A 25,610-nucleotide genomic window follows, 5' to 3' on the forward strand; every position below is an offset into this window, starting at 1 on the left:
TATAAGATAATAATTTCATAATAAATCATATTATAACCTAAGTTCAAAATTATCAATTTAAAATTTCTAACTAATTAGTAAATCAATTAATAAATAAAATAAATTTAAAATATCTATTTTTACGAATTAGTAATAAAGTTTAAAGAACTTTTCCAAATTCTTTAAGTACCTCTAATACCTTATTCTCCTCCATAGGTGAAAAATATTCAATATACTCACTATGATTAAATCTTGTAAATAAGTCCTTTGACATATCCATCCACTCTTCTAATATATAAACCCATATTATTTCACTAGTTGGACAACTTAATATAAATGACTCTACTCCAAAAAAGCTATATTCTACAATATCATGAAGTTTTGTTAATTTAACATAGTCTTCAACAACTTTAGTAGTTAATTTATATTCATATATATCCACATAGAAAAAGTCAAAGTTTTCTCTCTCTGCTTTAAACCCATCTCCTTTTACTATTCTTATCTTAGAATTTTCTCTAAAGTTTTCTAAGTATAAGTCAATTATTTCTTCACTCATTTCATAGACAACTATTTCTGTTACTTGATCGCTTTTTGCTATTTCCTGAACAAAGTATCCTAATCCTAATCCTAGAACCCCTACCTTACCTTTTGCTCTCTTTATACTTTCAAAAGCTCCTTGAATCTCATGTGGTGAAATTCTCATCCAAAGCTTTTCTCCTTCATATAGTTCTATAGGACTTTCTTTTAATATCTGCTTATGCTCATATAAATAACCATCAAATTCTTTTCCTTCACTATACTTAATAGTAAATTCACCCTTTTTGTTCTCTTTTATTTTTTCTTTATATTCTTTTATTTTTTCTTCACAATAATCTATGTTATATGGTATCATACTTTTTCCTTTCTAATCTTCTCAGAAAACAATTTATTTTTATTAGTCTATATTTCTTTTAGATATATTATTAAAAACCATATTAATAAAATTCCTTACTAAATTAAGTTAGATTTAAATATATATCTGAAATCAACCTCCACTTGAAATATAAACTTTTATTGAAATGTTAAACCTTAAGGTTCATAATAATTATATTTTTAGTATATTTTCATATTTTATTTAACTCTTTTATTTTAATTTGATGTAAGGAACTTCTCAATATGTTTTTCATAAAAATTTTCATATTATTACAAAAACATCATAATTATTTTCTATTTTTTATCATTTATATATAAAATAAAATTCTACATTTAAATTCCTACTAAAATAGTCTTGATTTATTTTGTTTAAAATTATATAATTTAATCAATTAATATTAATTATTAATTAATTGAAATTAAGTAGGTGATCAAATGAAAAAGGTAGCAATGAGCGATGATGCTTATATTGAATTTAAAGAGTTCCTAAAATCAAATGATATAGATAGTGATGTTATTAGAATAAACTTTGGTGGGAACGGACCTATGGGCCCTATGTTTTATGTAACTGCAGGAGAAAAAAATGAAGGTGATGAGGTTGAAGTAATAAAAGATTTAACTTTTGTTATTGATTCTTCTTTAATCGATGTATTTTTAGGTTTCTCAATACTTTCTGATGAAGAAAATTTTGGTGAAGGATTAACTCTTGATCCATTAATGAGTGACTATGAAGGTGGCGGTTGTAGTGGAAACTGTGGTAGCTGTGGTAGCTGTCACTAATTATAATATTTCTATTTTAGTGTGATATTATTTTAAAATATATTAATAATAAACTATATAAGGCAATTTTGCTTTAAATTAAAATTTAGGAGGAAATAGATATGTCAGTTGTTAAAATGAGCAATGAAGCTTATACTGAGTTCAAATCTTTTCTACAAGAAAACGGCGTAGAAAAATTTGACATAAGAATAAATCTAGCAGGAGTTGGCTGAGGCGGCCCAGTATTTAATATTGTTCTGGATGAACAATCAGATAATGATGAAGTTGTTAAAATAGAAGATATAACATTCTTCGTTGATAAAGAACTTGTTAAAGATTTTGAAGGATTCACTCTGCTTTCTTCAGATGAAAATGGTGGTAGAGGATTATCATTAAAACCAGTTAAAGAAAGCGAAGGCGGATGCTCTTCTTGCTCAAGCTGTCATTAATTTTTACATATAGAGATGGATTTTATTCCATCTCTATTTTTCTATCTGCTCTTAAATTAACTCTCAACTCTCTAATAAAAAATATAAATTAAAATTATAAATTTTATTTAAGTCTTTTAAAATTAATTTATACTACTTAAAATACTAAGGAAATTTAATTTACTCTTCTTCATTTTATTCTTTAAAAATTTTTAAACTAAATTAAATTTCAATATTTTTACTAATATGGTTGTTTATGTTTAATTTTAGTATTATAATTTAATAAACGCTTTATTTTTAAGGAGGAGAGATAATGAATACAACTCTAGCAAACCTAACTCCAACTAAAGAACAAAGAAAATACCAAGAAGATGAACTAATAGCTTTTTTAGACCTTCAATTGAATACATTTACAGCTAATTCTGAAAATAATGATGAAGCTCCTTCTTTATTAAAACAAGAGACTTCATTTAATACAGATAGATGGGTAGAAAATTTATTTAAATTTGGATTTAAGAAAGTTATTTTAACTGCTAAGCTTAATAATGGTGTTTGTTTATGGCAAAGCAATTGTTCAAAAGTTAATATAAATACTTTTTCTTTAGAGAATAATTATGATGATTTAGTAAAAAAAGTTAGTAAATCTTGTAAAAAGTTTGGACTTAAATTTGCTATTCATCTTACTTTAAAAGATTATCTCACTTTAAACTTAACTCCTGAAGAATATGATAATTACTACGCGTCTCAATTAAAAGAACTTATGACTAATTATTCACAAATAAGTGAAGTTATTATGGATATGACCTCTTTAGATGAATATTATGACTCCCTTGATTTTGAAAGATACTTTAAAGTAATTAAAGAAATAAATCCTAAATGTATAATATCTAGCCCTATTGGACCAGATGTACGTTGGACATATTATTCAGATATAGAGTCATCTAAAAACTATTTCTACTCTTCTGTAAATTTAAATCTTTTAAAAGAAGATTTTAACAATGAAGAGATTAAAAAAGGAAATATTTATGGGGACACTTGGATTGTTGGAGAAAGTATTTACTCCCTATCTGACTGCTTAAACCATAATAAAGATTCATTATCAAATTTAAAACATGTGTATAATAATTCATTAGGAAGAAATACAAACTTGGTATTAGTTTTATCTCCTAATACAGATGGATTATTAAATCATAATGAATTAAGCTTACTTTCTGATTTTTCTAAATATATAAAAGAAACTTTTTCTAATAACCTTATTAAGGGTTCTTCTATATTAGCTACAAATTCATCTTCTAGCGATAGCTATAATTTAATTGATGACTACAAAAAATCTTATTGGATAGCTAATGAAAATGCTGTTAACCCTTATATAGAAATAGATTTTAAAACTATTACTGAATTTAATATTTTAGAAATTAGAGAGTGGATTGCTGAAGGTCAAAATGTAGAAGAATTTAAAGTTTATGCATATAACAATGGTTGGTTTGAACTTTACAATGGTACTTCTATAGGATATAGACATATAGCAAAACTTAATAATATCAAAACTGATAAAATTAAAATTTCATTTACTAAATATAAAAATCCACCTATGATTAATCATATTGGTGCATATTTAGGATAATTTTAATAAATAATGTTTTATAAAATATAAAAATAAATATAGAAAGTGAAAGCTTAAAACTGTCATTAATAGAGTTTTTTACTTTTTAAAGAAAAAAGGTTGTATCAAAACTTATATTTAAAACTTATAAATATATTTTCTTTATATTTTTCATAAGTTTTATTAATTTTTGTTTTGGTACAACCCTCTTTTATTTTACTGTTAAATTAAAATAATTTTTTTGTAAATATAATTAAGTAAAGTTGTATTAAGAATAAAATTCCATTAAAATTATTCTTATAATATAATTGCAATATTTTGTATTTACTGGAGGCGTAAAAAATGAATATAGCTTATGACTTTATAATTGCTTTAATATTAGCATTTGTATTAGTAATGATGAAGCAATATGTTTTTGCATTAATTGTTGTAGTAATCTATGCTTTATACAAATATAATAAGAAAAAGCCTTATATTTTAGCTTACAAAGGTAATGTTTCCTTTAGAAATGGTGAAAGAGAAAAAGCTCTAGAACTTTATAAAAAAGCTTGTACATATAAAAATGTTAGTGATAGCATAAGACTTCAATATGCATATCTTACTCTTTACTTAGGAAATTTAGAAGAAGCTACTAAGCTTCTAAGTGCTATTGATTATGATAAACTACCAGAGAGATTAAGAGCTTCTTATACAATGACAGATTCTCTTATAACTTGGAAAAATGGTGATTTAAAAAAGGCTATTGAAAACTTAAAAAATCTTCATACACAATATGAACATACAACTGTTTATGAGACTTTAGGTTATTTCTTAATATTAGATAAAAGATATGAAGAAGCCTTAGAATATAACCTTTTAGCTTATGAATATGATCAAGATAACAAGGTTATAATGGATAACTTAGCTCAATCTTATTATTTCACTGGAAATATAGAAAAGGCTAAGGAAGTATATACTAAACTATTAGACGAAGATCCTGGAATACCAGAGCCATATTATTATTATGGCTTAATCCTAAGAGATGAAGGAGATACTAAAGGAGCTTTAGAATCTTTCGATAAAGCCTTAACTAAAAGAGAGTCTTATCTTTCAGCCCTTAATAAGGATAAAATTAGAGCTGCTATACAAGAATTAAACATATAGTAAAAGCGGGCTATATAAAAATATAATAATAAAACTTACAAACATATTCTGAGAATTACTAGATTTCCCTTCATACTGTTTGTAAGTTTTATAAAAAGTTATTTTTATAAAAGCCCCTTTAATTTTACTTTTCTAAGGCTTTATTGAATTTTTCCTCTATAAATTTTCTTGAATTCTTTATTTCAACTCTATAGTCACCAGTACCTGTGTACCAAAACTCAGTAACAAATCTTCTTACTCCCATATTATATGATTCTTTTATTATACTTTCAAAATCAACATGTCCAGTTCCAAATGGAATCTCTCTAAACTTACCTGGTTTTGTTTCCTTAAGATGAACAGCCATTATGTGACCTTTACCACTTCTTAAATCTTCAATAACATTTTTATTATATTTAGTAGCGGCATTAGTTATATTTCCACAGTCAGGATAAACCCCTAAGTATGGTGAATCAATCTTTTTAACATAATTCATGGCTTTTTCAACTGTGTTCATAAACTCAGTTTCCATAGTTTCAAAAGCTAAAATTATTCCTGATCTAGCAGCCATTTCAACAGCTTTTTTTAGATTTTCATAAAATAATTTTCTTGTTTCTTCACTACCCTCTTCATAATAAACATCATACCCTGCTAATTGAATTATCCTAATTCCTAAATCATCTGCTAGCTCTATGGCCTTCTCCATTATTCTCATACCACGATTTCTAGTTGTTTCATCTGCACTTCCTATAGGATATTTTCTATGTCCACTAAGACACATGGTTCTTATTGGAAGACCAACTTCATACATAAGGTCTACTAAAACCTGTCTTTCTTCTTTTGTCATATCAAGTCTTTTTAATTTTTCATCAGTTTCATCTATGCTAACCTCTAAAAAATCAAAATTATTCTCTTTTGCACATTGAAGCTTTTCCCTCCAAGTAAGTGTATTAGGCATAGCTTTCTCATATAATCCAATAAAATATTCCTTCATTTTAATCCGCTCCTTTTCTTAAGCTCCTGTTTGTCCATAGTAAGCATTTGGACCATGCTTTCTTGAAAAGTGTTTATTTAATAAGTCATCAGACATACTATCTACATTTTTATTTGCTAATATTTCTGTGTTATATGCCATCATTGCCACTTCTTCTAGAACAACAGCATTATGAACAGCATCTTTAGCATCCTTTCCCCAAGTAAATGGACCATGATTTTTAACAAGTACTGCTGGAATATTCTCTGGATTCATGTCTTTGAATCTTTCAACAATTACAACCCCTGTATTATATTCATAATTTCCTTCAATCTCTTCTCTAGTCATATCTCTTGTACAAGGGATTTCATCTGCAAAATAATCTGCCTGAGTTGTTCCATATGGCTTTATTCCTCTTCCTGCTTGAGCAAATATTGTTGCCCATCTAGAATGTGTATGAACTATTCCTCCTATATTCTTAAACTCCTTGTAAAGTTTTAAATGAGTATCTGTATCTGATGAAGGTTTATATTTTCCTTCAACAATGTTTCCTTCTAAATCAACCACAACCATATCTTCTGGTTTCATTGTGTCATACTCAACTCCTGATGGTTTAATTACAACAAGTCCTTTTTCTCTATCTATGGAAGAAACATTCCCCCATGTAAAAGTTACTAAATTATATTTTGGAAGAAGCATATTAGCTTCGTAAACTTCTTTTTTTAAGTTCTCTAACATATAAAAGATCCTCCTTAGACTCTTAATAACCCTTATAACAAAATTTATTCTTAAGTATTTCGTATTAATTAACTTAATAAACTTAAAATAAAATTCTCTTGTTAATTAATAAAGTAAGACAAACTTATTATCTTCAATTAATCAGTAACAATATATAAGGCAGCTTGTCCTAACTCTCTATTTGCAGATATTATTATATCTCTATCATCTTCATTTAAAACGGCAACATTACTTGGTCCAACCCCAGACTCAATAACTACAGTTTCAAACTCTAATTTTTCTTTATCAGTGCATTGAATATAAAATAAATCTTTATCGCATCTCCTATAACCACCTATTATAGTTGGAACGCCTCTTAGCTTACCACCCCAAACAACATGTCCAAAATCCATTTCTTTTGGATACTCATAAATAATTTTATATTCATCTCCATACTTTTTATTTATTCTAAAATGTTTACCATGGAATTCTTCAATAGTAACTAATTCATCTTCACCATCTTCATCTATATCTACAACAGCTACATCACTTGTAGGTCTATCCATTATTTTTTCAATAGTCCATTCTTCATCATCACTTTGAGGTGGTGTTACTCTAAATACTCCTTCTTGAGATGTTACTAAACCAATCATTTTTCCATTATGATATGCTCTACAATATCCATGATTTTTAGTTAATCCTTCTTTTATAACCTTAAGCTCAATAGGTTTATTTAAATCTTCTGGAATTTCTCCTACATATATCTTACCTGGATCGCTCCAATCATCTTTAAATTGCTTACTATTGCATAAAACTGCCCCCAAGAAATATAGCTTTCCATTAGCTTCTAAAATATCGAAACGATGTAAATATGGTAGCTTAAATAATGTTTTTATTTCCCACTTTCCATTTTCATATCTTCCCCATACTATCTCAGCATCTTCTGATTGAAATGTAGGGAAAAATCTTTGAACTGCTAGAAAATCTCCATTTTTTCCTGGTATAGGAATTATAGACATTGTTCCTCCTGGGCCATCCCAAACAGTTGATTGTTTAAAATCATCTCCCTCATACATAAAGCAAGGACCTTCTCCTTCAGTTGCTATAAGTATTTTTCTATCTCCATCAATAACAGTACTGCTTGTTGCATAACATCTATGTAAGTCAGTTAAAAACTTCTTTTCTATTTTCATCTTATATTCCTCCTAGATTATAAATAATTAAAATAAAGTCTTATTTATAACATAGTACCTATCTCTTAACACTCTAAGAAATAAGTACTATATCATAACTTTTATATTTATTTGTTTACTATATTTTCTACAATCTTTTCTTCAATTTCTTTTTCTGATAAAAGGTTTTTAAGTCCTATAACAATAGTTCCTGAAGCCTTTGCTTTATCAAAATTTCCTTTTAATGCATCTGAACAAAATACTACATCATAACTTGAAGCTTCTGTTTTTGCTGCTCCTATACTTGTATGATGAATTGATACAGGAATATTTAACTTTTTAAATATCTTCTCTATTTTCATTTTTATAATTTGACTTGATCCCATTCCATTTCCACATGCTGCTATTACTTTTAACATAAATATCTCCTCCTAATTAACACCAATTATTTTTATCTATTTTATTTTGATAGTTAGTACTTAACAAAGTGGTACTAACTATCAATTGATTTAAATCTAATTTTGTACTCTTTCCTTTTCTTTGTCTTCTAAATATCCTTCATAATCTTCAACTAACTTGAAGTAACCCTTTTTATTTTTAAAATATTGAATTTGTGGTATTAAAAGCATTCCTACTACTGCTATTCCAACCCCTACATAAGCAAACTTGTCCATAAGAACTCCAACTACTGGCCATAATGTATCCCAGTCAAAGTTTCCATGCCATCCTCCAAATTGAGCTAATCCAAAATAGTAAGCGGCAAATGCTCCACCTAAAACTTGTATAACTCCTGAAACGAATGGAATTATCATGGCAGCCTTCAATCCACCTTTTCTGTTAGCGAACACTGCAAATGTAGCATTATCAAAGAATAATGGTACGAATCCACTTATTATAAGTACTGGACTTTGGAAAACTACAAGTCCTATTATTGCTATAAATTGACCTACTGCTCCAAATAAGAATCCAATAGTAACTGCATTTGGATGTCCAAATCCATAAGTTGCTGCACAGTCTACAGCTGGTACTGATCCTGGAAGTATTTTATTTGAAATACCTTGGAATGATTCAGTAAGTTCTGAAACGAACATTCTAACACCCATTTGTAATATACTTAAATAAACTGCAAAGTTAAGTGATTTTTCTAGTATGTAAAATAAGAAATTTGTATTTTGATCAAACCCCTTATCGATTGTATGCATTAAATCTGGTCCTAGTATTCCCATGATTATTCCGAAGAAAACAGTCATTAATATACCAGTTGCTACAACGTTATCACTAAATATAGATAAGAATCCTGGAAGTTCTAAATCTTCAATACTCTTTTTACTATTTCCTATTTTTCCAGCTATTTTATCAGTTATCCAAACTCCTAACATTTGTTGGTGACCTATTGCAAATCCACCACCTTCAGTAAGGTCTTGGCATGGTTCAACTGTAAGATTAGAAAATACTGCCCAGTATGTTCCAAGAAGTAATCCTAACATTACTACGACTCCCATATTACTTAAGTTTGGGAAACAGAAAAATACTAACCATAAAGCTGTAGCTGATTGTTGTACCATTACATGTCCTGTAATAAATACTGTACGAACCTTTGTAAATTTTCTAAGTAATACAAGCACTAAGTTAAATAAGAATGCTATAAGTAAAACTACCATCATCATGGAAAAAGATTTTCCTATATTTCCTATAGCCTCTTGAGCTGCCGTTTGTCCAAAATAAGGATCTATAACTGCCGCCTGTAAATTAAATCTATCTTTAAGGCCTGCAAGAATTGGACGGAAGTTACTAACAAGTCCACCTGCTGCAACATTTAAAATTAAATAACCGACTGTTGCCTTTATAAATCCTGCCAAAGCATCATAAAAAGGTCTCTTAAGTAACAAGTAACCAATAAGAACTATAAATCCAATGAAAAATGCAGGTTTTGTCAGAATGTTATTTTGGAAAAACTCCCAAATGTAGATTATAAAATCCATAATACTTCTCCTCCCATATCCCTTTTCTTAACTTGTTCCAATATTATTTAAACTGTTTTAATTTATAACTTAACTGAAAACTAAATAAGATTAGTCTTAAATATTTACTATAATTTCTACAGTACTTTAGTTTAAAACCTACCTAAAGCACTGTAGAAACTTTAAAACTTTTTTTAAAATCTCTTATACTAATTTTTTAAGATCCTCAACTGATTTAGCTTCTAAAAGCTTTTCTACAGTTTCTTCATCTGAAATTAACTCAACCATTTTAGTTAAATTCTTTAAATGTACTTCATTATCTACTGAAGCTAAAACAAAAAATAATTGAGCATCATACTCTTCACCCTCACCAAAACTCACAGGAGTATTCGTTTTCATAAAACATATGGCTGTTTCATTAACTCCATGTCCTTCTTGTGCATGTGGTATAGCAATCTTTGGCGCAATTACTATATATGGTCCATGTTTTTTAATACTATTTATTATTAAATCTGCATACTCTTTTTCGATAACTTTTTCTTTTTCTAAGGGAGCACATGCAGCCTTAACTGCATCCTCCCAATTATCAAAGCCATCATGAAAAGAATATCTACCTTTTTCTATTAATTCTTTTAACATGATAATTTCCTCCACTCTTAAATCTTATAGGAATGAGTTATATGGTAAGTTTATATCTACAGAGAAACAATCATCGAATCCTCTTGGATAATGATATTCTCTCTTATCCTTATCTTCTGGGAATGTAAACTTTCCACCTACTTGCCATATAAATGGTATAAATTTATATTGTAATCTATATTTTTTCATGTCGTATAATGCTAAAATTTCATTTGTATCAGCTTGGAAGTTTGACCATATATCATGATGGAATGGTATTACTACTTGAGTGTTTAATGCCTCAGCCATTCTTAAAATATCTACTGATGTCATTTTATCTGTAATACCTCTTGGGTTTTCTCCATATGATCCAAGAGCAACATCTATTTTATAATCATTTCCATGCTTAGCATAATAATTTGAATAATGTGAATCTCCACTATGATAAAGATTTCCTCCTGGAGTTTCTATTAAATAGTTAACAGCCTTATAATCCATATCTACTGGCATTTTTCCTCTTAAATCTCCTTCTGGAGGAGCTGTTATTAAAGCTGTTCTATCGAAAGATTCTAAAGCATGTAATTGAATATCTTTTATTTTTATTACATCTCCTGGTTTAACAACTATACATCTTTCCTTTGGTACTCCCCATCCTATCCATTTATCAACACATGCTTGTGGTCCTATAAATGGAACATCTTCTGAACAATTTTTTAAAACTGCAGCTGCAACATTTATATCTATATGATCGTTATGATCATGTGTTGATATTATTGCATCAACATTCTTTATTGCAAATGGATCTAATACAAAAGGTGCAACTCTTAAATTAGGTTGTAGTTTCTTACCTCCACACATTCTTGCCATTTGATGCTCTGGATTTATGTAAGGATTCTTCTTTGTTCTTTTTCCGCTTCCGCACCAAAAATCTATACATATGTTTGTATTTCCTTGAGTTTTAAGCCATATACCTGTACATCCAAGCCACCACATAGAAAATGTTCCTGGTTTAACAACTTCATTTTCTATCTCTTCATTTAACCAAGTTCCCCATTCTGGAAATGTATTTAAAATCCATGATTCTCTTGTTATTTCATTTACTTTACTCATAATTATACCTCCACCCAATTTGATTGTTTTGAACATTTATCAAGTTCATTCAATCATTTTATGATTAAATTATATACTGTAATTGTTTTCTTTGCAAGTGTTTTTTGATTGTTTTTATTTATTTTTTGTTTTTTTGTGATATTAATCAAATTAAATTTGATTTTTATGTTCATTTTGATTACTTTTCATTCTTTTTACGTTGATTTATACTATTCTTTTATGTACAATTATTATAAATAGTAATATCTAATTTAGTGCTAGCTATAATAAACCTCAGTATTTAATTATTAAAGTTAAATACAACTTCATATTTTTTAAAAATTACTATCTACATGTTTTAGTACTTTTTTAAATTATCTATATATAATTTAATTTTATATTTATAATAGTCGTTGAGATATTTATAGAAAATAATACCAAAGAGATATCAGTTAGGAGGCATTTATAATGAAAAACGCAAAAGGCTTTGTTTTTAAAAGACAACAGGCAATATTGAAATATTTAAAAGAAAATAAATTTGCTAAAACAGAAGAATTAGCTACTTTATTAAAAACATCTAATATAACAATAAGAAGAGATTTTCAAAACCTAGAAAAAGAAGGGGTTATAAGAAGAAAATATGGCGGTGCTGAACTTATTGAAGGAGCTTTAAGTGAAGATCCTTATTTCAATCATAGTAATATTGAAAGAGAAAAAATTAAAGATTCTATAGCTAAAAAAGCTGCTGAATTTATAGAGGATGGAGATAGTATATTTATAAATTCTAGTTCAACTGCAATAAAACTCTTAGAATATATAGAAGATAAAAGAGTTATGGTAATTACAAACAACGGCAAAATTTTAGGTATGAATTTATCACCTAATGTAGAGATAATACTTACAGGCGGTGAAGTATATGGAAGAAAACAATCTATGGTTGGTGATATAGCCACTCAGATAATTTCTAAAATAACTGCAACTAAATGTTTTATAGGAGTTAGTGGTATAAATGCCAATACAGGAATCAGTACATCTGTTCTCCAGGAAACCACAGTAAATATGAAGATGCTTGAAAATTGTAATGGGCCAACTTTTGTCTTAGCAGATAACTCAAAAATAGGAATACATCATAATTTTTCTAGTGGAGATATTTCTAAAGTTAATTATGTAATCACAAATGAAATTGAAGATGATAAGTCTGAACTTGAAAAATTAAAAGAAAAAGGAGTAAAAATAATATTCTCGTAAAATACTATTTCAATATTTTTATTAAAATTTATAAAACTTAACTAAAAAAGATAAAAGCAACTTAATTGCTTTTATCTTTTTACTTATATAGCTATATATTTTTTAAAGCTTTCATATTCTTTTCTATTCTCTAATATTTAAATATTTCTTTGTACTAAATTATCCTCTAATTCTAATACATATTAAGTTATTATTGTGTCAATACATCCATTAGCTATAGATTTTTCTTTTAATTCATTCATATAACTATCTTCTGGACTTATAGTTCCATGAACCTTTATACCCTCTTCTCTAACTCCAAAAGGTCTATATTTTATAAGTTTATATCTACATTTATCACCAATGATTTTAGAAACTTCATCCACCGTTTTTTCGCTATTTAGTCCTGGGGCTATAACAGTTCTAACTTCATACATCTTGTCTAACTCTAATATTCTTTTTAAATTTTCTAAAACCAATTTATTTGATGATTTAGTTAGCCAAATATTTTCTTTTTCATCAATAGACTTAACATCAATCATAAATTTATCTGTAAGATTTATAAGCTCATCGTCTAATTTAGTATTACCATTAGTATCAACAAAGCAAGTCAATCCAAGCTTTTTAACTTCTCTAAAAAGCTTTATTAAAAATTCAGAGTTTAAAGTGCATTCTCCACCACTAACAGTTATTCCTCTTATAAAAAAGCTATCTTTTTCTATCTTTTTTACAAGTTCTTCTACTGAATACTCCTTAGTTTTAGGAGAAGACATATTCTCGCATAGCTTTATGCATTTATCACAAGAAATACATTCTTCCTCATCCCAAATAACTTTTCCATCACTAATTGATAAAGCACCTACTTCACAATTTTCAACGCATTTTCCACAAGAGATGCATTTATTTATAGTTTCAGGATTGTGGCAATATAAACATTGAAAATTACATCCTTGAAAAAATATAACCATCCTATTTCCTGGTCCATCAACACACGAAAATGGAATTATCTTATTTATTAAAGCCATAATATCACTTACTTTCTAATTTTTCTTTCAAAGGCATGACAATTATTCTTTGCTCCCATGGCAAATAGGTCCGTATTATTAAGAACAGCCTCTCCTCTTTCAAGCTTTTCTACCTCTGAACGCTTAGCTAAATATCCAGTCACCCTTACTACATCTGCTCCACTTCCATAAACAGACATATATCTTATTCCTGAATTAAAGGCACCCTTTATAATATCAACTAAGGCTTCTGGATGATTATTATATGTATCTTCAAATACAAATATATCTCCTATTCCATTATAAAAATATTTATGGAATGGTGCTGATTGCATTATATGATTAAATAATTCAGGTTCTTCTCCAACTGGTATTCTACATCCTGGTGATACATTTTGATCTAAATCAATTCCTACTTGTGCATGAAGAACATAGTGTCCTCCAAAGCAATTTACATGTTTAGCTTCATGCTCTGATACTATTTTATTTAATTTCTCTATTATTCTTAATCCAAGTTTATTAGCTTTTTCTGAATACCCAAATCTATCACCTTGTTTCTCTGCTCCTAATAAAGTATTTACAGCCTCTGCTAGACCTACTACTCCAAACATTCCTGTAAATAATTTTTTCTGAATAAATCCTTCTTTTACTAAGAAATTAGAAGTAAAGAATTGAGTTTCCTCAACTAAAAATCTTATTCTTTCATCAATATACTGAATCATTTTAGTGCTTACATAAGGTAAGACATTTTCTAAAAAGTCCTCTATTGAAGTAGCCTTTTTAGCTACCTCATTTAATTTTATTCTTACAAGAGTATATCCACCCCCACCAATATGAAATCCATTATAGCAACTTGCTATAGCATATCTATCTGTTCCAAAGCTTTTCACATCCATTTTATGATTTGCAAAACTAGGTTTAGCTGTACTTAAAGCAACCTTTGCACATAAATTTATAAAACTCTCTGGAGTATTTTCTAAATCATACTTCATACTTAAATTTGGAACTGCACATTGAAGTTCATCCATAGACTCTAGTATTAATCTTCCTGCCACAGTCTCTCTTGGCCCTATATTAGCATGTACAAAAGAATCAGTTAATGTTCTATCTATGTGCTTTAAAAATAATTTAATTGCCCTTTTCGCTTCCCTTTCATCTTCTATAAATGGCTCTAAAAGCTCATCTATATTTCCAAGGTAAACTGGAAATGTAGTTATTGAAGGCACATGCTTATAGAAAATTAATAGATTATTAGTTGCTTCCCATATATCCTCTGGAACTGAAAGATTTAAAAATTCACATCCCTTTTCCATAAGTAAAGAATAATCTGGAATTATGTATCTAGGTCTAAATGGTGCATTCCCTTCAAAAAGAGTACATATACACCCTTCCTCTATTAATTTTTTTGTTTCATCATCAACATTTAACACTTCAATTGTACTTTCTGCATAAGCAGCTAAGTCTTTAATTTGTTGATGATATGTTAATGATTTATCCTTTAGTATCTCTAATACTCTATTCATACTTTTCCTCCCCTTAAAACATACAAGTATATTAATTTAGTATTTTTAAATAAATTGTAAGAAAATCAAACTTATTATAATTTAATAGATTTGAATATACATTAATTATATATCTTTTATGTAACCGTGTACACACAATGTACACTAAAATAAACTCAAAATAACTATTTAGAAATTTTTTAACATACTAAAAACTTCTTAATTTTATTATTCTTACATAATAAAATTCGACTAAAATACTAAGCTAGAATTAAGTTAAAAGTATATAAACGACTTAGATTATTTAAAATCCAAATATATATCTAATATTACTAAGTAATATTAGATATATATTATTTTTATTATAAATAATTAAATATTTTATTATTTTTACAATATATGGTAAAATAATTATGGATAAAAGATAACAAGTTTATTATAATACGAGTTTGTTGTTTATTAAATTACTAGATAAATTAGAGTTTGTTGAATTCGTGTTATTTAGATTAACTACAGATTATATTATATTTTAATTTTGGAGGGGCTATGAATTACAATATTATTGAACTGAATGATATGCAAATAAAGGATATTGAAAATCGTCTATATGAATATGATAAAAAACATATAAAATATGAAATTTCAGGTAGTGTAAGAATTGGTGTTATTGAGGATAACAGACTAATCGCGGGAGCAGATGCATGTATGACTGTATTTAAAATACTATATGTTTCCACTGTATTTGTTGATGAGAAATATAGGAATAAGAAGGTTGGTACACTACTAATGAATGAAATTGAGAAAAGAGCAAGATTATTAGGAGCAAATATGATTAGGTTAGATACCTTCGATTGGCAAGGTAGAGATTTTTATAGATCAATAGGATATGAAGAAGTTGGAACTTATGAAAATGCAGTGGATGGATTTTCAGAATATTTTTTTCTAAAGCGGTTATATTGAACTTTGTAGAATTATGATTTACAAGAAATATCATGGTTATGGAACAAGAGCAATAAAATCAGTATTAAAAGAGATTAGAAATATTGAAGATTGTAAGGAAGTATATTTATCTACTGATTCTGAAAACATTAAACCTAAATCTGTTTGTGCTGGTACTATTCTAATTAACTCATAACATTTTTCCTTAGGACTTTTGTTTTTACTTTCTACCATATATTTAATACATCTCTAAAGTAATCTTCTAACTTATATTTCCCTCATCTTCTAATCTATATTAACTTTATTTAATCTTTAATTACTGTATATTATTTTTATATAACTTTAGATATAAAAATAAGATAAGTTATATCTTATATAACTTATCTTACTCTAATTTCTAATATAATATTAACAATTTAATATTCTTATATTTTAGCCGAATTTATTTAACTCTTAAAAAGTATTTATAACAGACGGTCTTTTAAAAGAATACATAGCCAAAACTTTTACTACGTAATTTGATTGTTTAATTCATTAACAGTTATGGTTTTGCATCCTCTTTCTTTTAAGGCAGATATTATCTTTAATATAGGAGAATTTTCATTAAACTCATATATTTCTTCATTATTTGTGCTATTATTTTTATTCTCTATACTACCTAAAAACATGTATGGATGTATGAAAAATGCCGTTAAAATTTCATTGCTATAATTTCTAATTCTTCTAGCTACAGTCTCTCCATTATCCTTAACATATCCTAAAGGAGCAGGTACATATAATGTGGACTTGTTACTAAAACTTATTAATGGATTTAAGTTCCAATATCCAGCATAGGGTTCAAACATAACTGGGAAATATTGTTCTATTATTTTTTGTTGATTTCTATCTGCTTTATAATGTGGACTTTCAAAGAAACCTATAGGTATATTTAAGGTCTTAGCTGTCTTTAATGATGATTCAACAACCTTTAAAACTTTATTTTTATTGCTATTAACATTCCATTTTAACTCTACTCCAAGTCCACTTATTTGATTATTATGTTGATGAGTGTATCCATGAAGACCAATTACAGCCCCTCTATTTATTAAATGATCTAACATATTTATAAAATGAACATTTTCAAAATTATTATTTTTAAGCAAATCATTATCTATGTTTTTTTCAGGATTTATGTATCTAGGTATCCAAGCTATGTGAAATACTATATTATTGGCTTTAAAATAATCACTTAAATATTTCATTTTTTCCATGTTGTTATCTTCAGAAAAAACTCCCCCAGCACTAACATCCTCTATTCTTATTAAAGCAGCTTTCCCTTCATTAACTTTATAATTGCAGTTTATATTATTAGTTTTACTCTCAAACATATAAATTGAGTTTTTATTTTCGTACCAATCATCACTAGCTTCAATAAGCTCTTTAAAATCATTTATAGAAATATATTTTTTATGATCTAAATCTAAAACTTCTCCTCTTAAACCTAATTTATCCTTTTCTTTTAAAATCTCTTTTTTATATAAATCTATGTAATTTTTATTTATCTTGCTTAAAAGCTTATTTCCTTTAATTGATACTTGTCCATTTTTCTCTAAATCTTCTACAGAAATATAATATCTTAAATTCTTTTCATAAATTTTATCACTTAAATTAACTTTACTATTATTTATAAATAAATTTAACCCTTCAACCTTATTTACTGGTCTATCCTTCTCTCCATCCACTTTTAAATAGTTTATTTCTTCTCTTTTAACATTAGAATTAAAAGTTATTTTATTGCCACAAGCTTTTATATCTGTCACAGTATTTTTTCTAAATTTAATTATTTTAAATGTTATAACAATTAAAGCAACTACAAAAATTATTAATAATACTAAAGCTATATTCTTAATATTTTTCTTCACCAAATTCCCCCTTTATGATTTCTTATTAAAATATACATTATAAATTAAACTAATAATTTACTAATTGATTAAATTATCTTTTTTATAATTAATAAACCATATAAAAACAATATAGCACATATTGATTTTCAATTAAATCAACATGTGCTATCTTTTTACTTTATCTAGCCCAATCATGAAGATTGTCCTTCATATCTTGTAAGCCATCCATAAGGGTATATCCTTCCCCTTTTTCTTTTTCTAAATGTTTAACAGTTCCAAAAGATTTATTTAAACTTAATTGTTCCTTTCCTGTTAAAACCCAAAGAGTTCTATAATTTATAGGCTTAACTTCTAAATCTTTTTCTCCAACTCCATCTGTAAAATATACAAGAATATGATTTCTCATATTATTTTCTTTTATATATCTAAATACTGGAGAAAATCTTGTTGAGCCATTTTTCTTACTTCTTGGCTTTATATCTTTTATTCCTTTTAAATCATACACTCTTCTTATTTCATCATCACATTCAATAACTTTTATTTCAGCATTTTTATTTCTTACTATACCTAAAACTTCTATTATTATATTTTCAAACTCTTTATCAGAAATGGATGCTGAAACATCTATTGCTATTAATATTTTTGGAATAGAATTTGGTAATTTTCCTCTAAGGTCTAATCTTTCTGGAAGACGTCTATCTTTTCTTGTTATAGTTTTTCTATAACTTCCTCTTGTTGTAGGAATTATATCCTTTAAAAATTCACTCCACTTTATCTCTGGTTTTTCTTTCATTAGTAAGATTATTTTTTCTAAATCCTTAGGAGCCTTGCCCTTATACGCATTTATGGCTGTTTTCTTAGTTGTTCCCTCTAAACTATCTAAGCTTATAGAAACCTCTTCCCATACTTCATGGGATTTTTCTTGGCTTACTAAATCACCAGCATTTTTATCATCACCAGTAATACCATATTTTTTTCTTCTTTCAATTGCCTTTTGAATTTCTTCTGCATATTTTTCCATAGGCATATCTGGTTTTAATTCTAGATTATATTCTAAATTTATATAATCTAGCCTTTTACTATATGGAGGTAAATTCTTTATATACTGATTTATAGCTATATCCATGGCTATACTAACAGCAAGTTTTGAATATTTTCTACTTAAAGCCTTTTCTCTAGCATAATGAGACATCATTATATGATATACTTCATGCTTTAAAAGAGCCTGAACCTCTTTTAAATCACATTCCAATATTATTCTTGGATTAAATACCATTGTGAAATATCCCATTTCTGGTTTAGTGGCTATGGGCCATTTAATATCAGTTCTTATTTCTCTCTTTACATGAATTAAAAACTGACCAAAAAATGAATTTTCTTTATCATAAAGGGAGATTATTACCTTCTCTATTAAACTCCAAAATTCTCTCTTAAAATCATCTGTTAAAGGCTTATTCTCCTCTTCAGCTTCCATTGCTATATTAAGAAGTTTCCTCCTAGTTCTTTCAAAATCCATAAGATTTCACCACCTAGCTATATATCTCAAAGAATGCTTCTAAGAACTTATCCTCATTTAATAAATTTCTATATAATTCTTCTGAGTGATCACTTTTTATTTCCTTCATTATTCCTAATCTTAAATCCTTAGGGTAACAAGATAATAAATCTGAGAACACTTCTAATTCTTTATTATAATCCTTTAATCCCTCAAGATAATATAAAGCACTCTTAGCTATTATATACATTCTTGAATGATTTTCGCTCATTATTCTTTCTCTAATGTTAAATCCTAAAACATCACTTTCAAAAATTTCTTCATTAGAAATAATAGGCTTATTAAGATTACTTATATATGCTATAAATTCTTGTGCTATTGTTGAGCCTACATTTCCCTTTAAAGCATTATATAATATTTCCTTAGAAAAGTTCTTCTTATTTGATAAATATACTCTATAAGCCTTAGAAACCCTCTCCCAACTTCTTGGAGTAGCTTTTATTGTTTCTAGTGAATTAGGAGTGTGGAAATATTCAGGGAATGTTGATAAAAACTCTATTATATGTTCATGGATATTTCCATCTCCCATTGCCCAACTCATCCATTCTTTAAGATTTGAACTAATATCTATCCAAACAAATCTATCTTCTTGAGCTGGATCCATTTCAATAACCTGATAATCACTATCTTCATAGTTATCATATTTATTTGATGGATTCATAGCTGCTAATATATATACATCATCATTTAACTTATATCCATTTATCTCTCTATTTAATATAAGATTCATAAGTTCTTGTTGCACTGCATGCTCACATCTATTTAATTCATCAATAAATAAAAGAACTTTTTCTCCATTTTCAATATGATCATCAATTTCCATAAGTTTTACATGTGTAGCATATTTTGTTACACTTCTTTTTACTAAATCTCCTTTAAATAGGATTTCTTTCTTCTCTACCATTGGGAGACCACCTATTTCTCCCTCTTTAAGAAGATTTCCATCTATAGTAACCAAATGATAATTATTTATTCTACTAAGTTCTTTTGCTAAAGAAGTTTTTCCTATACCACTTTCTCCTATTAAAAGAGGTACTTCTCCTGTCATAAGAACTAAATTAACTGTACTTAACGCTTCTTTAAAATCCACTTTAGTGTCCCTTCTTTCTATAAATCTCTCCGTGAAACTTACCTTATAACCTCTCTTTTGAAAAATCTAAAATACTTTCTCAACTAAGCTATATTTTATATTTTTAAATCTCTATTTTTATATTGATAACATACTGTCTACTAATATTATCTTTGCTCTTTTACTTCCATATTCTTTGATAAATTCTACTTTGTTCATCTCTAAGACTTCTAAATCGATAAAATCTAAAAGATAACTTTCATCTACATTCTCTTCTGCAACTTTTTTTGTAAGTATATCAACAACCATATCAACATCTATACTTTCATAAAGATATTTAACAACATTTATATTGTCTCCTATAAAAGTTTCTAAATCTTCATAAGTATAGTTTGGTAAGAAGTTTATTGCCTCAGCATCTTCCTTAACTGAAGTTCTCATTGCTTCTAAAGTAGGATTTTTTATAAATTTAATTGCTGACCAATGATTTTTAACAGCTATAAGCTGAACTTCTGGTGATGGATCTTCTATATACTTTATTGCATCATAATCCTTAGAAACAGCTATTTGTTTTAACTTTTCTGAAGGATTTTTCACAAATTGTATAGCCCACCCCTTAGTTTTAACAGCCTCTTCAACTACCTTTTCTGAAGGTTCCTTAATAAGCTTTAAGGCATTCCATAGAGATTTTACTGCTAATATGCATATTTCCTCTGATGGATTTTCAACATACTCTATAGTAGTTGGATTTCTTCTTACAGCTTCCTCTTTACATTTTTCACATTGATTCTCAACATATTGAATTGTAAATGGATTTTTCTTAATAGCCTCTAGCTGCATCTCCTCTGATGGATTTTCTATTTCTCTTATATATAAAGGATTTTCCTTAATCTTTTTTAATTCTAAATTATCCATAGCATTCATAAATTACACTTCCTCAATTTTATTTTTCTCTCAATAAATGCTCAATCATTTTAAAACTCAAATAATGTGTTGCTCCGTTAAAGTTGAGTAATTCTCTCAACTTTCTAAATTGCATTTATTATTATATAACAATTATTATTAAATATAAAGACATAAAACAAAATTTTAAAATAAACAATAAAAATTCTTTACCAAATTAATTTTCCCCTAAATATTTATATAAAAATCAACTTTCACTTAAAATAAAGTTTAAAAATAAAAATGCCACCTTTAAATAAGGTGGCATTAAAAACTACTTTTATTTAAATATTATACATTATACTTATCTATGTCTCTTTGGACAGCTCTTAATAAATTATTAAGTTCCCAAACTTCTCCCTCTTCAATAAGTTTATTTAAACTTATTTGATATCTAGAAGCCTCAGCCACTTTTCCTATTGAAATAAGATTTAATATACTATTCATTATAGTACTTATAATATCTGATTTAACCTCAAATAAAGTTTGAGCATCCTTTATTTCATCTTTTATTTCAAGCATTTCTTCATCTAAAGTAAATGCTGCATCAGCTGCACGTTTTAATTTAAATTGTATGTCCTTTGGCAGATTCTTTTTATACTTATAATTTAAAGAATGTTCTATTGTAGCCCAGAAATTCATTGCTAAAGTTCTTATTTGGAATTCAGCAAGTATATCTTTTTGTCCATCTGCCATATTTATAGGATATCTTATAACCACATGATAGCTTCTATAGCCACTTGGTTTTACATTGCTAACATAGTCCTTTTCATAAAGAACTTGCATATCTTTTCTATTCCTTATAATATTGACAACAGTATCTATATCATCAACAAATTGGCACATTATTCTTATACCTGCAATATCCTCCATCTCATATTGGATTCTATCTACAGGAATACTATATTTATTTGCCTTTTCTAATATACTAGATACCTCTTTCACCCTTCCAGTTACAAACTCGATTGGAGAATATTCATTTTTTCTTCTAAATTCTTTTCTAATACTTCTTAACTTTACCTTTAATTCACTTACTGCTTGATCATAAGGAGTTAAAAAGTCTTTCCAATTTTGTATAGCCATAGAACCACCTATTTCCTAACTCTCTTAGAGAGATTTATTTAACTCTCCTCGCTCATTATACCAAAAAAAGTATTAAAACTAAATATTTCAAAATCTTAATTTTACATGAAACAGTGTATTAATCTAAGATTTTTATTGGATCAAAATTTATAAAATCACAGCTTGTAAGCTTATAATCTATTCCATCTCTCTCTTCATTTAATACTTTGCCCTTAAGTGCCATACCATGAAGATGACCATAAATAACCTTATTAACACCAAACTCTTTAAATATATTTATAAAGGCTGAATCCTCAAATTTCTCATTTGTAGGTGGATAATGTACCATGCATATTATCTTTTCATGACCTGCCTTTTTAGCTTCTTCTAAAGATAATCTTAATCTTATCTGTTCCCTATCAAAAATCTTTTTATCCTTTTGTGTGAATTTATCAGAACCTTCACAAATCCACCCTCTGCTTCCACATATAGCCCAATCTTTATATGTAAAAAAATTATTTTGTATGAACTTTGTATTTTCATACATTTTATTGAGCTTAGAAATACTTCCCCACCAATAATCATGATTCCCTTTAATTATTATCTTTTTACCTGGAAGTGCGTCTATCCAATCTAAATCATCTTTACTTTCATCTGATTTCATTGACCAAGAAATATCCCCTGCTATTAAAACAGTATCTTCCTCTGTAATTTTATTATTCCAATTTTCTTTTATCTTCTCATGATGATTACGCCACTTCTCACCAAAGATATCCATTGGTTTATCTGTATTAAGTGCTAAATGCAAATCAGAGATAGCATATAACGCCATATTTCATCACCTTTCATATATCTATTTAATCTTGCATGTAATTATTAGAGAAAATATTTTCTTTAGTAAATAAAATAAATCATCTAAACTAATCTACATTTTGTCAGTAATTTATTATACACTTTTATTAATTATATATACAAGTTTCAAAGTGGTAGAAATAAAAACTGGAGATTAAAAATAAAAAGAGTGTAAATAGAATATATTACCCCCAAATAATAATTAGCTAATATATTCTAATACACTCTTCTAAAAAAGAATTATGCTAAAACTATTTTATTGTAGTTTTTCTTACCTCTTTTAATTAAAACTTCACCATTTTCAAAGTCAGCTTCTTCTAATGTCTTTTTAAAGTCAGCAACTTTTTCTCCATTTAATGATAATCCACCTTGCTTAACAAGTCTTTTTCCTTCAGCTTTTGATGGAACTATTTCAGCTTCAACTAAAATATCTAAAAGTTCAGCACCTAACTTATCTTTTCCCATTTCATAAGTTGGAACATTACTCATGTCTCCACCTTTTCCAAATAAAGCTTCAGCAGCTTGTTGAGCCTTTGTAGCTTCCTCTTCACCATGTACAAGTTTAGTTACCTCAAATGCTAAAACTTTTTTAGCTTCATTTATTTGAGAACCTTCTAAACTTGAAAGTCTTCTAACTTCATCCATTGGAACAAATGTTAATAATTTTAAGCATTTTTCAACGTCTGCATCATTAACATTTCTCCAGTATTGGTAGAACTCGTATGGAGAAGTTTTCTCTGGATCTAACCATAATGCACCATTAACTGTTTTACCCATTTTTTGTCCTTCTGAGTTAGTTAATAATGTGCAAGTCATAGCATATGCACTCTCTTGTGATTTTCTTCTTACAAGCTCAACACCAGCTATCATGTTTGACCATTGGTCATCTCCACCTAGCTCCATTTTACAGTTGTATTTTTTATTTAAAACATAGAAGTCATATCCTTGCATTAACATGTAGTTGAATTCTAAGAATGAAAGACCTCTTTCAAGTCTTTGTTTAAAACATTCTGCTGAAAGCATTCTGTTAACTGAGAAGTGAACTCCAACCTCTCTTAAGAATTCAACATAGTTTTGATTTAATAACCAATCAGCATTGTTAACAAGTATAGCTTTATCATCTGAAAAATCGATAAATTTCTCCATTTGCTTTTTGATACAAGCAACATTATGAGCTATAGTCTCATTTGTCATCATCTTTCTCATATCAGTCTTACCACTTGGATCTCCAATTGTAGCTGTACCTCCACCAATTAAAGCTATTGGTCTATGTCCAGCCTTTTGCATATGAGCCATAAACATCATTGCAATGAAGTGTCCTACATGTAAACTATCAGCTGTTGGGTCAAATCCTATATAAAAAGTAACTTTTTCCTTTTCTAAAAGTTCTCTTGTTTCAGCTTCATGAGTAAACTGTTTTATGTACCCACGTTCCATTAACGTATCTAATACATTAGCCATTTGTTTATCCCTCCAAAAAAATTCTAATCCAGCTTAATTGCTGTTGCTATATTTAGCATGTCATATAGTATATAGTATATCCTTTATTATATTAATTCTCAATTGATTTTAAAAAAAAGCTATTTTTTAATTAGACAAATCTAAATAACTAGCCAAAACCAAGGCTCACTAAAAATATATAAAAAAAATAAGAACCATAACTTTTAATTATAGTTCTTATTATACCCATAGTATTAAATATCATAAATACTACATAAATCTATATAAAACAATTTATTTTCTAAACTAGCTAAAGCTTAAGCCACATATTTCTTGATATTTTCAGGCATTACTTTCACATCTCCATGAATAGTTACAAATACGTTTACATTCAATTCTCTGCTCATAAGTTCTATTTTTCTCAAATAATTTTCTAGGTCTTCTAATTCTATATCCTCTAAAATATTTGCTATGCTATCAATATATATACTTTCTACATCATAATCTCTAGAAATTATCCCTTGTAAAAATCCATAAAATTGATCATAACTCTTTACACAATAATTGTCCATAGGTATAAGTCTAACCTTTTTATTTAACTGTAGCATTCTTTTATTATCATCATCAATAAAAATAATACTTCCTTTAGACTTTTCAATTTCTTCATTAGCTAGTTTAACTAAATTTTTGCTCTTTCCAGCGCCTCTTTGGTTAAAGAATAATTGAATCATCTTTACCACCCCTTAATAATATTTTCTCAGGTAAAAACTTACTTTATATATAATATTCCTAATACCCTCAA

At 27.6% G+C, this 25,610-nt stretch carries 25 protein-coding genes; 6 read left to right on the plus strand and 19 right to left on the minus strand.

Going from position 1 to position 25,610, the window contains the following annotated elements; translation table 11 throughout:
* Window positions 1-139 precede the first annotated feature (139 nt).
* On the minus strand, window positions 140-871 hold the full coding sequence (locus tag QP548_RS09620; protein ID WP_061426568.1) for a hypothetical protein: 732 nt from the start codon (window positions 869-871) through the stop codon (window positions 140-142).
* A gap of 455 nt (window positions 872-1,326) precedes the next feature.
* On the opposite strand from QP548_RS09620, the gene QP548_RS09625 reads away from it, so the two are divergent.
* The 4 genes from QP548_RS09625 to QP548_RS09640 all read left to right on the plus strand — a co-directional run bounded on the left by QP548_RS09625 (window position 1,327) and on the right by QP548_RS09640 (window position 4,824).
* Window positions 1,327-1,671, plus strand: a complete 345-nt coding sequence (locus tag QP548_RS09625; RefSeq protein ID WP_003453095.1) for a HesB-like protein — start codon at window positions 1,327-1,329, stop codon at window positions 1,669-1,671.
* 101 nt (window positions 1,672-1,772) lie between these two features.
* The gene (locus QP548_RS09630) at window positions 1,773-2,099 is read left to right on the plus strand and encodes a HesB-like protein (RefSeq protein ID WP_011590297.1); all 327 of its coding nucleotides are present in this window, start codon (window positions 1,773-1,775) and stop codon (window positions 2,097-2,099) included.
* Between the two features lie 292 nt (window positions 2,100-2,391).
* A complete protein-coding gene (locus tag QP548_RS09635; protein WP_061426567.1) occupies window positions 2,392-3,702 on the plus strand; it encodes an alpha-L-fucosidase in 1,311 nt (436 codons plus the stop codon).
* 321 nt (window positions 3,703-4,023) lie between these two features.
* Window positions 4,024-4,824 carry a tetratricopeptide repeat protein gene (locus QP548_RS09640; RefSeq protein ID WP_061426566.1) on the plus strand — a complete coding sequence of 267 codons (801 nt, stop codon included), beginning with the start codon at window positions 4,024-4,026 and terminating at the stop codon, window positions 4,822-4,824.
* A gap of 124 nt (window positions 4,825-4,948) precedes the next feature.
* Here QP548_RS09640 and QP548_RS09645 read toward each other — a convergent pair whose 3' ends face one another.
* The 7 genes from QP548_RS09645 to ulaG all read right to left on the minus strand — a co-directional run bounded on the left by QP548_RS09645 (window position 4,949) and on the right by ulaG (window position 11,354).
* The gene (locus QP548_RS09645) at window positions 4,949-5,797 is read right to left on the minus strand and encodes an L-ribulose-5-phosphate 3-epimerase (RefSeq protein ID WP_003468452.1); all 849 of its coding nucleotides are present in this window, start codon (window positions 5,795-5,797) and stop codon (window positions 4,949-4,951) included.
* Between the two features lie 18 nt (window positions 5,798-5,815).
* Window positions 5,816-6,514, minus strand: a complete 699-nt coding sequence (araD, locus tag QP548_RS09650) for an L-ribulose-5-phosphate 4-epimerase (protein WP_075808116.1) — start codon at window positions 6,512-6,514, stop codon at window positions 5,816-5,818.
* A 137-nt stretch (window positions 6,515-6,651) separates the two neighbouring features.
* A complete protein-coding gene (locus QP548_RS09655; protein WP_061426564.1) occupies window positions 6,652-7,686 on the minus strand; it encodes a hypothetical protein in 1,035 nt (344 codons plus the stop codon).
* Window positions 7,687-7,793: 107 nt separating this feature from the next.
* Window positions 7,794-8,084 carry a PTS sugar transporter subunit IIB gene (locus tag QP548_RS09660; protein ID WP_003457096.1) on the minus strand — a complete coding sequence of 97 codons (291 nt, stop codon included), beginning with the start codon at window positions 8,082-8,084 and terminating at the stop codon, window positions 7,794-7,796.
* A gap of 96 nt (window positions 8,085-8,180) precedes the next feature.
* A complete protein-coding gene (locus QP548_RS09665; RefSeq protein WP_003456976.1) occupies window positions 8,181-9,647 on the minus strand; it encodes a PTS ascorbate transporter subunit IIC in 1,467 nt (488 codons plus the stop codon).
* Between the two features lie 183 nt (window positions 9,648-9,830).
* Complete coding sequence (locus QP548_RS09670) at window positions 9,831-10,265, minus strand: PTS sugar transporter subunit IIA (protein ID WP_061426563.1); 435 nt, start codon at window positions 10,263-10,265, stop codon at window positions 9,831-9,833.
* Window positions 10,266-10,289: 24 nt separating this feature from the next.
* Window positions 10,290-11,354, minus strand: a complete 1,065-nt coding sequence (ulaG, locus tag QP548_RS09675; protein WP_061426562.1) for an L-ascorbate 6-phosphate lactonase — start codon at window positions 11,352-11,354, stop codon at window positions 10,290-10,292.
* A 447-nt stretch (window positions 11,355-11,801) separates the two neighbouring features.
* Here ulaG and QP548_RS09680 point away from each other — a divergent pair, with 447 nt between their 5' ends.
* Entirely contained in the window at window positions 11,802-12,581 is a 780-nt protein-coding gene (locus QP548_RS09680) for a DeoR/GlpR family DNA-binding transcription regulator (RefSeq protein ID WP_061426561.1), read from the plus strand.
* 182 nt (window positions 12,582-12,763) lie between these two features.
* Here the strand turns inward: QP548_RS09680 and QP548_RS09685 are convergent, their stop codons facing one another.
* Window positions 12,764-13,585, minus strand: a complete 822-nt coding sequence (locus QP548_RS09685; protein ID WP_061426560.1) for a YjjW family glycine radical enzyme activase — start codon at window positions 13,583-13,585, stop codon at window positions 12,764-12,766.
* Between the two features lie 8 nt (window positions 13,586-13,593).
* A complete protein-coding gene (locus QP548_RS09690; protein ID WP_061426559.1) occupies window positions 13,594-15,087 on the minus strand; it encodes a YjjI family glycine radical enzyme in 1,494 nt (497 codons plus the stop codon).
* A 525-nt stretch (window positions 15,088-15,612) separates the two neighbouring features.
* Between QP548_RS09690 and QP548_RS09695 the strand changes: the two genes are divergently transcribed.
* Entirely contained in the window at window positions 15,613-16,026 is a 414-nt protein-coding gene (locus QP548_RS09695) for a GNAT family N-acetyltransferase (protein WP_061426558.1), read from the plus strand.
* Window positions 16,027-16,062: 36 nt separating this feature from the next.
* On the opposite strand, the gene QP548_RS09700 is transcribed toward QP548_RS09695, so the two are convergent.
* The 9 genes from QP548_RS09700 to QP548_RS09740 form a co-directional block, all read right to left on the minus strand.
* On the minus strand, window positions 16,063-16,239 hold the full coding sequence (locus QP548_RS09700) for a hypothetical protein (RefSeq protein WP_175582800.1): 177 nt from the start codon (window positions 16,237-16,239) through the stop codon (window positions 16,063-16,065).
* 275 nt (window positions 16,240-16,514) lie between these two features.
* Window positions 16,515-17,906, minus strand: coding sequence for a polysaccharide deacetylase family protein (locus QP548_RS09705; protein ID WP_061426557.1), 1,392 nt, complete (start codon window positions 17,904-17,906; stop codon window positions 16,515-16,517).
* 160 nt (window positions 17,907-18,066) lie between these two features.
* The gene (locus QP548_RS09710) at window positions 18,067-19,404 is read right to left on the minus strand and encodes a VWA-like domain-containing protein (RefSeq protein WP_061426556.1); all 1,338 of its coding nucleotides are present in this window, start codon (window positions 19,402-19,404) and stop codon (window positions 18,067-18,069) included.
* 13 nt (window positions 19,405-19,417) lie between these two features.
* Window positions 19,418-20,533, minus strand: coding sequence for an AAA family ATPase (locus QP548_RS09715; protein WP_061426555.1), 1,116 nt, complete (start codon window positions 20,531-20,533; stop codon window positions 19,418-19,420).
* A 117-nt stretch (window positions 20,534-20,650) separates the two neighbouring features.
* A complete protein-coding gene (locus tag QP548_RS09720) occupies window positions 20,651-21,436 on the minus strand; it encodes a hypothetical protein (protein WP_081378494.1) in 786 nt (261 codons plus the stop codon).
* A 309-nt stretch (window positions 21,437-21,745) separates the two neighbouring features.
* On the minus strand, window positions 21,746-22,537 hold the full coding sequence (locus QP548_RS09725) for a GTP pyrophosphokinase (protein ID WP_003453085.1): 792 nt from the start codon (window positions 22,535-22,537) through the stop codon (window positions 21,746-21,748).
* A 118-nt stretch (window positions 22,538-22,655) separates the two neighbouring features.
* Window positions 22,656-23,348, minus strand: coding sequence for a metallophosphoesterase (locus QP548_RS09730; protein WP_061426554.1), 693 nt, complete (start codon window positions 23,346-23,348; stop codon window positions 22,656-22,658).
* 260 nt (window positions 23,349-23,608) lie between these two features.
* Window positions 23,609-24,829, minus strand: coding sequence for a tyrosine--tRNA ligase (tyrS, locus tag QP548_RS09735; protein ID WP_061426553.1), 1,221 nt, complete (start codon window positions 24,827-24,829; stop codon window positions 23,609-23,611).
* Between the two features lie 296 nt (window positions 24,830-25,125).
* A complete protein-coding gene (locus QP548_RS09740; protein ID WP_061426552.1) occupies window positions 25,126-25,539 on the minus strand; it encodes an ATP-binding protein in 414 nt (137 codons plus the stop codon).
* Between the last annotated feature and the right edge of the window lie 71 nt (window positions 25,540-25,610).

Source organism: Clostridium sp. UMB9555A (genome assembly GCF_030222355.1).
Taxonomy (GTDB): Bacteria; Bacillota; Clostridia; order Clostridiales; family Clostridiaceae; genus Sarcina; species Sarcina perfringens.